Origin of the sequence: Shewanella marina JCM 15074 (assembly GCF_000614975.1) — a bacterium.
Taxonomy (GTDB): domain Bacteria; phylum Pseudomonadota; class Gammaproteobacteria; order Enterobacterales; family Shewanellaceae; genus Shewanella; species Shewanella marina.
Window position 1 is genome coordinate 105,521 of the sequence record NZ_BALM01000009.1, and the last position, 11,273, is coordinate 116,793.

The 11,273-nt window shown below is 39.7% G+C and carries 12 protein-coding genes and 2 pseudogenes; 9 read left to right on the forward strand and 5 right to left on the reverse strand.

All coding sequences use genetic code 11. The features are described from left to right. Positions 1-45 precede the first annotated feature (45 nt). Positions 46-534, reverse strand: coding sequence for a DUF417 family protein (locus JCM15074_RS09015; protein WP_025820901.1), 489 nt, complete (start codon positions 532-534; stop codon positions 46-48). 138 nt (positions 535-672) lie between these two features. Between JCM15074_RS09015 and JCM15074_RS09020 the strand changes: the two genes are divergently transcribed. Next, complete coding sequence (locus JCM15074_RS09020) at positions 673-1,236, forward strand: TetR/AcrR family transcriptional regulator (protein WP_025820902.1); 564 nt, start codon at positions 673-675, stop codon at positions 1,234-1,236. Here the strand turns inward: JCM15074_RS09020 and JCM15074_RS09025 are convergent. Both JCM15074_RS09025 and JCM15074_RS21645 read right to left on the reverse strand, forming a co-directional pair. After that, a complete protein-coding gene (locus JCM15074_RS09025; protein ID WP_025820903.1) occupies positions 1,233-2,021 on the reverse strand; it encodes a helix-turn-helix domain-containing protein in 789 nt (262 codons plus the stop codon). The two genes, JCM15074_RS09020 and JCM15074_RS09025, sit on opposite strands and share 4 nt — an antisense overlap. 18 nt (positions 2,022-2,039) lie before the next feature. Beyond that, positions 2,040-2,572 (reverse strand): annotated as a pseudogene (locus JCM15074_RS21645) (YbhB/YbcL family Raf kinase inhibitor-like protein). 302 nt (positions 2,573-2,874) lie between these two features. Between JCM15074_RS21645 and sodC the strand changes: the two are divergent. The 8 genes from sodC to JCM15074_RS09070 all read left to right on the forward strand — a co-directional run bounded on the left by sodC (position 2,875) and on the right by JCM15074_RS09070 (position 9,541). Then, complete coding sequence (sodC, locus tag JCM15074_RS09035; RefSeq protein WP_025820904.1) at positions 2,875-3,393, forward strand: superoxide dismutase family protein; 519 nt, start codon at positions 2,875-2,877, stop codon at positions 3,391-3,393. Positions 3,394-3,552: 159 nt separating this feature from the next. Next, positions 3,553-4,059, forward strand: coding sequence for a PepSY domain-containing protein (locus JCM15074_RS09040; RefSeq protein WP_025820905.1), 507 nt, complete (start codon positions 3,553-3,555; stop codon positions 4,057-4,059). A gap of 69 nt (positions 4,060-4,128) precedes the next feature. After that, the gene (locus tag JCM15074_RS09045) at positions 4,129-4,368 is read left to right on the forward strand and encodes a hypothetical protein (protein WP_025820906.1); all 240 of its coding nucleotides are present in this window, start codon (positions 4,129-4,131) and stop codon (positions 4,366-4,368) included. A 33-nt stretch (positions 4,369-4,401) separates the two neighbouring features. Further along, positions 4,402-5,100 (forward strand): response regulator transcription factor, encoded by a 699-nt coding sequence (locus JCM15074_RS09050; protein ID WP_025820907.1) that lies wholly within the window; start codon positions 4,402-4,404, stop codon positions 5,098-5,100. Between the two features lie 3 nt (positions 5,101-5,103). Then, positions 5,104-6,318, forward strand: coding sequence for a sensor histidine kinase (locus JCM15074_RS09055; protein WP_025820908.1), 1,215 nt, complete (start codon positions 5,104-5,106; stop codon positions 6,316-6,318). A 281-nt stretch (positions 6,319-6,599) separates the two neighbouring features. After that, the gene (locus JCM15074_RS09060; RefSeq protein ID WP_025820909.1) at positions 6,600-7,904 is read left to right on the forward strand and encodes a hypothetical protein; all 1,305 of its coding nucleotides are present in this window, start codon (positions 6,600-6,602) and stop codon (positions 7,902-7,904) included. 203 nt (positions 7,905-8,107) lie between these two features. Continuing rightward, entirely contained in the window at positions 8,108-8,575 is a 468-nt protein-coding gene (locus JCM15074_RS09065) for a rhodanese-like domain-containing protein (protein WP_025820910.1), read from the forward strand. Positions 8,576-8,710: 135 nt separating this feature from the next. Next, positions 8,711-9,541, forward strand: coding sequence for a sulfurtransferase (locus JCM15074_RS09070; protein ID WP_025820911.1), 831 nt, complete (start codon positions 8,711-8,713; stop codon positions 9,539-9,541). Between the two features lie 82 nt (positions 9,542-9,623). On the opposite strand, the gene ybaK is transcribed toward JCM15074_RS09070, so the two are convergent. Next, the gene (gene ybaK / locus JCM15074_RS09075; RefSeq protein WP_025820912.1) at positions 9,624-10,103 is read right to left on the reverse strand and encodes a Cys-tRNA(Pro) deacylase; all 480 of its coding nucleotides are present in this window, start codon (positions 10,101-10,103) and stop codon (positions 9,624-9,626) included. A 155-nt stretch (positions 10,104-10,258) separates the two neighbouring features. Further along, positions 10,259-11,166: pseudogene (locus JCM15074_RS21650) on the reverse strand (DMT family transporter). Positions 11,167-11,273 lie beyond the last annotated feature (107 nt).

Consider the following 11,273-nt stretch of genomic DNA (forward strand, 5'->3'; position numbering starts at 1 on the left):
ATAAAAAACAGAGCTTCGGCTCTGTTTTTGTTTATGGGTAGAGTCTTAATGTGTGCTAGCGCTTAATAAGATTTTATTATGTTCAACTGTCATTATGGCAATGGCGAGAAAGACAATATCTTTAACTAAAAAGAAGCTCGTTGTGGGTACACCATCAACTATTTTCCACGTATCAGGTGTTGTGGCTAAAAAGCTTAGTGTTGTGATAAAGATGACACTGGCGACAATGCCTGCGTAATAACCAACCTTGGCATTAAATAAGCCATATACAAGTGCCGCTGCGACGACTAACTCCGCTATACCAATCAGGTTTGATACTGCTTGTACTGATAAGATTTGATATAACCATGCCATCAATGGATGATTCGCCACTAAAGGCTCAATTGCGGCCGCTTCTGTCGGGGTAAATTTAAATACTCCAATCCATACTAGTGTTAACACCACCCCAAATACACCTAGCTTATAGCCAAGTTGATTATTGGAATGTAGGGGGGCATTGGAACTTACATCATGTAAAGGCTGGCTTGTATTCATTATAGTTATCCTCTAAAGTGAACTAAACGATTTAGTTCATTTTTGCAGTATCGGTGAATAACTGTCAAACAAAATAAACTAAACTGTTTAGTTTATTTTGTATAAATAGATTTAATTTAGTTATATAGGGAGTTTAGGGTGAGTAGTCGGCGTGAGCAAAAGCAGCGTGAAGCAATAGATAAGACCATTGAACTGTGTTCATTATATGGTTTTCACGGGACCAGTATTGACCGTATTACGCTAGCTACAGGTCTATCTAAAGCAACAATATATAAATATTTTTCATCAAAAGAGCAGCTCATTGCCCTCGCGTTGACTCAATATAGTCAGCAAGCGATTATGCAGTTTAATTTGCTGATGGATAATCAAGAGATGAGTTTTGAGCAACGCTTAGATGGACGTTTTGATAGTTTAATGAGTTTGCTTGAAAATGATTGTTTTCAAGGCTGTTTCTTCCAATTAGCTTACAGTGAATATTGTCATACTGAACCTAACATTGCCAATATCTGTGTTGACTATAAACAACAGCGAGTACAACGTCTTTGTTATTATTTAAATCAGCAAGGTATCGATGATGCGCAGCATAAAGCTGAATTAGCCGAGTTAATTATTAATGGGCTACTGTCATCATTACACCTTACTGGTGATCCTCGCTTAATTGAGTCGGCGAAAGCGTTATATAAACAAGTGATATTAAATTAAAGCGTATGTTGGTATTGCTTGGGTGTCAGTCCAAATTGTTGCTTAAAGCGGGCGCTAAAACGGCTTTCAGATTGATAACCACAAGCAAGTGCCAAACTTAATTGTGAGTGATCGTGGGGATTGGCCTGTGATTGTTGCATGAGTCCTAATGCATAACTCATGCGAATTTCAGCCAATATATCTCTAAAGCTGCAATTTTCAGCGGCGAGTTTCCGAATTAAAGTGGCGCGGCTCATATTAAAATGTGCGGCGACAATATCTAATTTATGATCGGCACCAGGATTCATCGCCAAATAACGACTCATTTTGTCACGTAAGCTATCAATCGCCGATGGAAATAATAGTCTTAATGCATCTTGCTGTTTTAACTCACTATAAAAAGCCATTAATAATTGCTTTTGAGTGTTATAGCCCAGTGATTGTTGACGCATCTCATCGAGCATATTAAAACACCAGCGCAGTTTGTCTGTGGTATTTATTTGTGGCGAGCTATGTAGTTTGTCATGTTCACTTTCTGCGAGCCATTCCATCGGTGGCGGCACTAATAAACTCATCGCTCTTGAGTGAAAACTCTGTTGCAGAGGTTGATTGATAAAGGTTAAGTATTGATTGGCTGGCGCAATTAACCAATGCTGAGCATCAATTTTAAGTTGCTGTTCATGCCACCATAACTGTTTATAACCTTTATCAACCCAGATAATAGTGGGAGCGTGCAGCAGTACGTTGCGCATAGTTTGTGGCTTAGCCGCATTAAAATGCCCAATTTGGATAACTGACTGACTCATATTGCTCCCTTAAAAATATTATTTATTAACGTAAGTTGCGGTTAAACGGGCATGTGCTAAAGATTTTGCATTTAGCATATAGCCGACTAATGCTTGCGAAGCATTTGCTGGAATGGCGAGCTTAGCATCAGGTAATGCCCATACCGTAAATTGATAACGGTGCATTTTGCCATTTGCAGGAGGACATACACCACCAAAACCTTTTACCCCATAATCGTTAGTTAACTCTGTTGCACCTTTAATATGGCCAGATTGATCACGGCTTAATGTATGGGTTGTCGCTGGAATATTAATGACTTGCCAATGCCACCAACCGCTGCCCGCTGTCGGAGCGTCAGGATCAAATGCCGTAATTGCAAAACTCTTCGTCCTTTCGGCGCGCCACTCCAATTTAATTGTGGTGATTGATTGTCTCCAGTACAACCAAAGCCATTATAGGCATAGGTGCTTGCCATTAATTGACCTTCGTGAATATCATGACTGGTTAATGTCATTGCTGAGCTGGTAAAAGAAACAAATGCCAGTAGTGGTAACAGTAGTTTTGCTTTCATGGTTTTATCCTCATCATCAAGTATGCAGCTAGTGTAGAGAAGATGAATACTGTTTTTACACCAATAAGTATCGTATGTTCATTATAAATAGTTATTTTGATACTTTTAGTATGTTTGTAAAAATTAATATGTCGCTAATCAATAAAAAAATAATGATTCAAAATATGATAAATTACTAATTTAGCTTTTAAAATCAGTCGATTAGAACAATCTATAAAATTGTTTACAGTTAAATTTACAAAGCGGTTAATAATCTGGCAGGTAATTACACTAACGCAGCAAAGCAATAAGGGATAACGAAAATGAAAAAATCGCTTTTAGTATGTGCAATGTCTTTAGGACTTATGGGGCAGGCTGTTGCTGCGCAATCTCTTAAGGTTGATATGACTGATTTATCAAGTGGTCAATCAGTAGGTGAAATCACTATTACAGCGAATCAATACGGCACTGTATTTAGCCCTGAGTTATCGGGGTTAGCGCCGGGGTTACATGGTTTTCATGTACATCAAAATCCAAGTTGTGCGCCACTTGAAAAAGACGGTAAAGTGATTGTTGGCGGTGCAGCAGGTGGTCATTATGATCCAACTAAAGCGGGTAAGCATGGTTATCCTTGGGGTAACGACAACCATAAAGGCGATTTACCTGCATTATATGTCAACCAGCACGGTATGGCTGATAACCCTGTTTTATCACCACGTTTAACCATTGACGAGTTAAAAGGCCGTTCGTTGATGATCCATGTTGGCGGAGATAACCATTCAGATCACCCTATGGCATTAGGCGGTGGTGGTGCTCGTATGGTGTGTGGTGTGATTAAATAATTTTATCTAAATTAAACAAGAGGCAGCTAAATTAGCTGCCTTTTTTGTACCTTACAAAAATGTAAACTAGCGGCAAAGTTACTGACAGCTTCTCTAGTTATGATGGCCTCATTGAATAGGGGCTCAGCTTGAGTACCTTATAATTTGAGGATAATCATCATGAATACATTTTTTAAATCTAGTTTAGCCATTGCCATCGTTTCAGCAACCCTAGCAACCGCACCAGCCTTTGCCGATGATCAACCTATGACCTTAGCTACGATTAATCAAGCGAAAGTGAGCCTAACCGATGCCATTAATCGTGCTGAGCAAGCCACTAAAGCAACAGCAATTAGCGCTGAATTCGAGCAAGGTTATATGAGCAATCAATATGAAATTAAGTTAATAAGTGCTAATGGTATCGAACTTGAGCGCTATATTAATACTCAAACAGGTGAGGTTACAGCCCCTACTTTTGCAGATAATGATTATGATCGTGAGGATCAGCAAATTGTTGCAGCATTAAATAGTGGTAAAGTGCAAACCTTAGTGGCGGCAATTAAGCAAACAGAGGCCGAGTTTAACAGCAAGGTTTATGACATTGAGCTTGATATGCACCACGGCAAAATTGGTTATGAAGCAAAGGGGTTAACAGCCAACGGCCGTTATCTTGAAACCCGCTTTTAGCACAAATTTATAACTGTTAGACCAATCACATACTGAGTGTGATTGGATTAAACCTTAAGAGAGGTTGTGATGAAACTACCGAGTAAGCAACAAGCAACATCGTTTTTGATTGGTGCGATTGAGTTAACTACTATGCTATTGAGCATTAGTTTCTTCTTTATTTTAGGCCTAATTAGCTTAGGTGGTTGTGTGTTGATGGGAGCGATTGCGCGCACTTTGCATTGGTTAGAAACTAAAGCAAAAAAGCCACAACAAGCAGTAAAAGCAGTTAATCCGCTTGACCGTCATCATGTAATCACTCCACTATGACCGCTTAAGTTATCGTGATTAATAAGATTATTTATGCAGATATTATTAGTAGAAGATGACCAGAGCTTAAGTCAGTATATTGAAAAAGGCTTAACTGAGTCTGGTCATAAGGTGGAAGTGTGCGATAACGGCAAGTTTGCCTTAGCCTTAATTATGGCAACTCAATATGATGTTGCCATTGTTGATCGCATGCTGCCAGGGCTTGATGGCTTATCATTAGTTAAAGCGATGCGAGCGGCGCAAGTGGCTACGCCTGTGTTGTTTTTAACCGCCTTAGGTGGTGTAGATGATCGTGTTGAAGGATTAGAAGCAGGTGGTGATGACTATCTGACTAAGCCTTTTGCCTTTGTTGAATTATTAGCACGGGTGACGGCATTATCTCGTCGTAATAGCCATGTGCAAATGGCGGCTAACACTGTGATGGAATTTGCAGATATAAAGCTGGATATGACCCAACATACCGTGAGTCGACAAGGTCAATATCTAGATTTACAGCCGAAAGAATATCGAATTTTAGAACTGTTTATGCGACATCCAGGCAAAGTCATTACCCGTACTATGTTGCTTGAGCATGTGTGGGATATCCATTTTGATCCACAAACCAGTGTGGTAGAAACTCACATTAGTCGTTTACGTAATAAACTTGAAAAACCTTTTAGTGATAGCCTGATTCAAACCGTGCGCGGGGCAGGTTATAAACTGGAGTTACGCCCTCTAAAAACGCAGGAGTAATTGATGCGTACTACTGCTTCCCGCTTTATTCAACAATTAAATATCGCTAGATTTATGCCGTCGTGGTTACGAAGCTCCGCTATTCAGCAAGGGATTATGCTGGTGGCGATTTTTTTAAGTAGCTTAGTGCTAATGGCGATGTTGACCTATGCCTATGTTGATCATCAACTTGATGATATGGAACATGATATTACCGAGCAGTCGAAAACCAGTTTGCAGGTTGGGCAGCAGGGCTATGTTGATGGCGATGATATTATTGATAGCGATGAGATGCTAACAGTATTGTCTACTGGTTTTGGTATTGCTGGCGTCTTAGTGTCCATTATTATTGGCTTGATTATGGCCGCCATTAGCCGCCGTAGTCAGCTTAAAATTGCACGTATTGAGCAAGTATTGATTAGCGCAGCTGAAGGCGATTTAAGTGTGCGCACTGGGGTTAAATATGGACATAATGATTTAACTCGAATTGCCCGGTCAGTGGATGACATGCTGGATCGATTACAGGCGACTGTTGCGGCAATGGGGGATATTTCGGCCAATATTGCTCATGAGTTAAAAACGCCGATTAGCCGCTTACGCCATAACTTAATTCAACTTGATGAGCACTTGAATGAACAAGCTGTAGCAGATGAGATGATGCAACAGCAGTTGGATAAAGCGTTGCGAGACTCACAACGGATCACCGATACTTTTGATGCCTTATTACGCATCTCACAAATTGAATCAGGTGCCCGCAGAAGTCGTTTTACCCAAGTTGATATTAATCAGATCTTAGCCTTAGTTGATGATATTTATGTGGATGTGGCTGAAGATGCACAAATGACGTTAACTATCTCGCCACTGACAGCGCAGCCATTGAATGTGTTAGGCGATAAAGAATTATTAACTCAATTACTGATTAATTTGGTTGAAAATGCCATTCGTTATTGTCCGCTACAGGCACAAATAATGCTGCAGGCCAAAATGGTGCGACTTGAACAACAAACAATTGTTCGTATTCGATTAGATGATAATGGTCCCGGTATTGCTAAAGAGCATATTGAGCGAGTATTCGAACGTTTATATCGAGTAGATAAAAGTCGTACTGATGGAGGTTTAGGCTTGGGCTTATCACTTGCAAAAGCGGTTGTTCAACTGCACCACGGACATATTCGCTTGTATGACAATATGCCCGGCCTTGGTGTTGAAATTGATATCCCTATTTGTGAACGCGGATAGAGAAAATCAAGTTGTCTGTTCATTTCATTAGCTTAGGATATGCGCTGTAAGATAAATACAGCGCATATTGTCAGTATTACGCCTGCCTTAAATACTCATCTCTTATTGAATAGTTTTATTAGTTTTTAGTTTTCAAATATTTAGTCTAAGTATTGGATTTGGTATCTGCGTGATTGGCTATTTTTAGCAATTAAGTATTTAGCGTTTTAGGTGCAATACAATCAATATCTGTTTATTTGTCTTTTACTTATGGGTAAGTAAAAGACAAATAAAGAGTTGTTATGAAGACTTGTTTAAGCATCATCATATTACTGAGTTTATTAATCTTAAATGGCTGTGATGGTGATGAAAATGGTATGAATCGCGCAGTGGTTGCTGAATTAATACCTAGCAGATTAACCGCTGAATTTGTCAAAACAGCGGTAAGTTGTGGGTATGAGCAAGCTAATACTGATGCAGTCATTATTGAACATGCGGCAGATGGTAGCATGGCCCAAATTCATCATGTTGATGGTCAAGGTAAGATAGATATTGTATGGCCTGATAATCAACGCCACCTTACGGTTATCGAAGATCCAAATCAGCTCGAACTGCAAAGTCATCTCTATTTAGCTGCTGGCGATTTTGGTAAATTCCGCTTATACCAATATTCGTTAGATGAGTTTTGCCATTGCCGTTCAATGCGCTTTGACCTTAGTCAAATTAAGCAAGATTACCCTAATCATGTTATCACTATTGCGGGTAGTGAAAGCGGCGCAGATGTCGTTGAGCATACTGTATGTGGGACTCGTGATACTGATTTACCTATGCTTGATATCACCTTATTTAGTGAGTCTGGTGATCCATCTTTTGCTGCTTTATTAAATCCCTACCATTATGGGGCATTAACTCAAACCACAGTATTACCCAGTACAATTTTTGAGGGCGAAACACAGCAAGGGGTGGAGCTTGATATCCCTCTTAAGAGTGAATTTCTTCAATATGTACGTAGTTATGCCAATACCATATATGGTCCTTTACAGCTAAGTCACTTTGAGCAACCCCGTGTCGTGATCTTTCCGTTATTACATGTCGATAATCGAGTACGAATGGCAATAGCCAAAATCCATGACGATGATGTTTGGGGGAGATTGTTGCAATATCAAGTTCAGGAATTAAGTGTTGATGTTAATAGTTCAATCGAGTTGGATGACTTTTCATATGACAATACGATATTTACTGAAGCAATACTGGCATTTTGGCAGCAGTTAGATAATGGCGTTAATGAGTATGATTTTAAATCAATAGCGAATGGTCGCAATGTACTTCAGGTCACTCGAGGGGCTAATGATTATTTTTGGCACATATATGCTCCCGTAACTGGCACATTTGTTGAATTAACCTTGCATGAAAGTATCAATAACCAGATTAGGTTATATCCTTTTGTTTCTCTGTCTAGTGCCATATTCGGTCATCAACAAGAGGGTGGCATTGATGAGTATCGGCGTCAACTAGCACTGGAATCTAGATTGGTACACGCTAAGCGCAGTGAATATTTTGCACCTTATCGCTTGGAACAACTTTCTATAATAGGTGCGGCTAATTAATGACTGATTTATATCTGGTAAATATGATTTATTTTAGTGTTTTATCGATGAATAGTTATAAAAATAAGCATTAAACATTATTAGAATTGATAAGTTTTAAAATAAGCATTAGATAAGTGTCACTTCAAATTAGTGCATTTTAGTCTCTTTATACTGTAGCGCTATACATAGTTACCGACTCAAACATGGAAGAGATACCTCATATGAATAACAAACTAATCAATGCATTCATCTTATCAACATCATTAGCTATTTCTGCTGGCGCACAAGCATATAACGCGGAATTAGCGAATAGTTACCAGACATTATTTACCCAAGTTAAAGGCGGCGCTGCGGGTAAACATATTGGGTTAATGCCGGTATCAGCGTTTATTAATGATGTAAAAGCAGGTAAAGATATGGTGGCGATTGATATTCGTACTCCTGCGGAAATGGATGTATTCGGCTTAACGCTGCCGCATAGCATGAGCATTGCAGCAGATCAGATATTTATCAAAGAGAATCTTGCTAAAATCCCGAAAGATAAGCCAGTTGTGATTGTATGTAAGTCAGGCGCACGTGCTACCGCAATTGGTACTGGTTTACGTCATATTGGCTTTACTAACGTTAAAATTTTAAAAGGTGGCATGAAAAGCCTAAGTGCTTACATGGGACCGAAAGAGATTAACTAATACTTGCAATAGTTTGTCTTAAGCCACTCATGTAGTGGCTTTTTTGTTTTTAACTGAATAAGAAAAATAGGGCATAGTAAAAAATAAACAGAGGTTTATACTGACAAACAGTTATCAACCAGTGAGAATATTATCATGTCATCCCCATTAGTCGATTGTGTTTGGTTAGCTGAACATTTAAATGATCAAAACTTAGTTATTCTAGATGCCAGTATGGAACATGTGGTGGCTAAAGAACCGCTAGTCTATGAACATTTTTGTTGCATCCCTAATGCGATAGCATGTGATATTGAACAGGTGTTTGTTGATAAAAATTCAGCACAAGTACATACCATGCCGACGGCTGAGCAGTTTACTCAAGCAGCGCAGCAATTGGGCATCAATCAAGATACGGTTGTGGTGATTTATGATAACCAAGGGGTTTATAGCGCGCCGCGAGCTTGGTGGATGTTTAAAGTGATGGGCTTTGATAAAGTCTATCTATTAGATGGTGGTTTACCACAGTGGCAGGCTCAAGGTTATACGGTATCTGAGCAATATGGCATTGCTAAAACTGGTTATGTCATCGCTGATAGGCAAGTTGAGTGTATAAAAGATGCAACTCAAGTACTTGCTAGTATTGATGATGCAAAGGTGCAAATTATTGATGCAAGAGGTCCCACTAGATTTGATGGCAGCGCACCAGAACCAAGAGCGAGAATGCGTTCAGGCCATATTCCAAATTCGATTAATTTGCCTTTTATGCAAGTATTAAGTGGTGATTGCTATTTAAGTGGCACTGAACTACAAGCCTTATTTGGCAGCCGTGATATCGATTTGAATAAACAACTGATCTTTAGCTGTGGTTCGGGTATTACGGCTTGTATTATTTTATTGGCGGCAGTTATTGCAGGAGCTAAAAAGATTAGCTTATATGATGGTTCATGGGCTGAATGGGGCGCCGATCCAAAGTGGCCCATTGCTTGAGAGCGGATAGTTAATGGCTAAATACAACAAAGGCTGCAATGCAGCCTTTGTTGTATTTGCAGCGTGAGCTTTGAGTATGGATTTAGCTCTCAGCCATAATCGCTAAAAACTCACCACGGCACAATTTCGCTAAATCTTGTGGTGCCATACATATTTCAAGTCCACGGCGACCGGCACTGACATAGATTTTGTCAAAACTAAGCGCAGTGGCATCAATTAACGTCGGTAGTTGTTTCTTTTGGCCGAGCGGGCTAATGCCCCCCACTAAATAACCTGATGATTTTTGTGCTAGTTGTGGGTTTGCCATCACCAATTTCTTTTGTTTTAGCCCTTTGGCAGCCGCTTTTAGGCTAAGTTGATGGCTTACTGGTACTAGTGCAACACCTAATGGTGCGGTTTTATCATCATGCGCGACCAATAATGTTTTGAATACTTGGTCAGGATTTAAATCAAGTGCATGTGCCGCTTCTTCTCCGTAAGAAGGGGCATCTTTACAGTGGGTATATTCAAGTAGCTCGTACACCACTTTGGCTTTCTTTGCCACGGCCGTTGCTGGAGTCATAGTTACATCTCAAACGCGGAGTAAAACGGTATTTTACGCTGTTCTTTATTGAGATGGAAATGTATCCAATGGTTTACTCTAGATCTAAAAGAATAAACAAGCGCTGTCCAGATAATGGTTTCGCGCTTGTTATTTGAGAATAAGGCTAGGTCAAACTAAGGCTTAATTGGCATATGTTTGTCGCACAGTTTTGGTAGTACTTTTTGTAAAATCATGCCACTTAAAATAAAGGCGAGACCAATATACGTAGCACTGGCAATCTGCTCTTTTAAGATAAGTGCGATAAAGACTATCGACATTACTGGGGTTAAAAAGGCTAGGGTGCTGATATTAGCTGTTCGTTCGCAATTTTTAAGTGCCATTAACCATAATACAAAAGTGATGCCCATTTCGAATAAACCAACATAAGCGCCAGCCAGTAATGCCTGAGGATTAAGATCTGGCATACCGTCAGTAAACATGAGTGTGGTAAAAATAAACGGCAATGCGATTAAGAAGCTCAGTAACAGGCTAACGATAGGATCGCCTTATCTTTAGTATTGATAATCCAATATAGACACCAAAATAGGGTACTGGCCAATGCCAGTAAAATGCCCATAGGGCTATCGAAAGTGAAGCTGGCAAGGTTGCCGCCTGTGGCAATAATAAAGACTCCAGCATAAGCAATGCTTGCTGCCAAAATATCAGTGGTTCTTAATTTTTGCTTTAACAGTGGCGCGGCAACCAATGGCAGCAATACCGCCCAAGTATAATTAAGCGACAATGCTTGCTGGGCAGGTAGTAAATCGTAAGCTTTAAATAACACCAAATAATATAGAAATGGATTAAGTAATCCCGTTTGCAGATAAAATAGGGGGCGCTGGTTAAATTGGCTGCATAATAAGCCTATTTTGCCTTGGTATGCCAATATAAGGCTTAGGCTCGTGATTGAAGTGATAACGGCCACAAACACCAGTTGCAGTGGGCTGAAATGGTTAAGGGCTAATTTGAATGCGGTTGCCACTGTTGACCAAAGACAAACGGCAGCAAAACCGTATAGATAAGCTAATGTAGAGCGGTTCAAGGTTAGTCCTGTTGCATCAGTGTGATCTAATGCTAATTATAGGTAGTCAGATTGTATACATTATACAGTGATATTAGCCATTCATCATTTTATTTCAATTTTTTTAG

Bases quoted from the DNA above. Each gene is read 5' to 3' on its own strand.
- ybaK (WP_025820912.1), bottom strand. From the start codon at position 10,103: ATGACTCCAGCAACGGCCGTGGCAAAGAAAGCCAAAGTGGTGTACGAG.
- JCM15074_RS09065 (WP_025820910.1), top strand. From the start codon at position 8,108: ATGAATAACAAACTAATCAATGCATTCATCTTATCAACATCATTAGCT.
- JCM15074_RS09050 (WP_025820907.1), top strand. From the start codon at position 4,402: ATGCAGATATTATTAGTAGAAGATGACCAGAGCTTAAGTCAGTATATT.
- JCM15074_RS09045 (WP_025820906.1), top strand. From the start codon at position 4,129: ATGAAACTACCGAGTAAGCAACAAGCAACATCGTTTTTGATTGGTGCG.
- JCM15074_RS09060 (WP_025820909.1), top strand. From the start codon at position 6,600: ATGAAGACTTGTTTAAGCATCATCATATTACTGAGTTTATTAATCTTA.
- JCM15074_RS09055 (WP_025820908.1), top strand. From the start codon at position 5,104: ATGCGTACTACTGCTTCCCGCTTTATTCAACAATTAAATATCGCTAGA.
- JCM15074_RS09025 (WP_025820903.1), bottom strand. From the start codon at position 2,021: ATGAGTCAGTCAGTTATCCAAATTGGGCATTTTAATGCGGCTAAGCCA.
- sodC (WP_025820904.1), top strand. From the start codon at position 2,875: ATGAAAAAATCGCTTTTAGTATGTGCAATGTCTTTAGGACTTATGGGG.
- JCM15074_RS09015 (WP_025820901.1), bottom strand. From the start codon at position 534: ATGAATACAAGCCAGCCTTTACATGATGTAAGTTCCAATGCCCCCCTA.
- JCM15074_RS09070 (WP_025820911.1), top strand. From the start codon at position 8,711: ATGTCATCCCCATTAGTCGATTGTGTTTGGTTAGCTGAACATTTAAAT.
- JCM15074_RS09040 (WP_025820905.1), top strand. From the start codon at position 3,553: ATGAATACATTTTTTAAATCTAGTTTAGCCATTGCCATCGTTTCAGCA.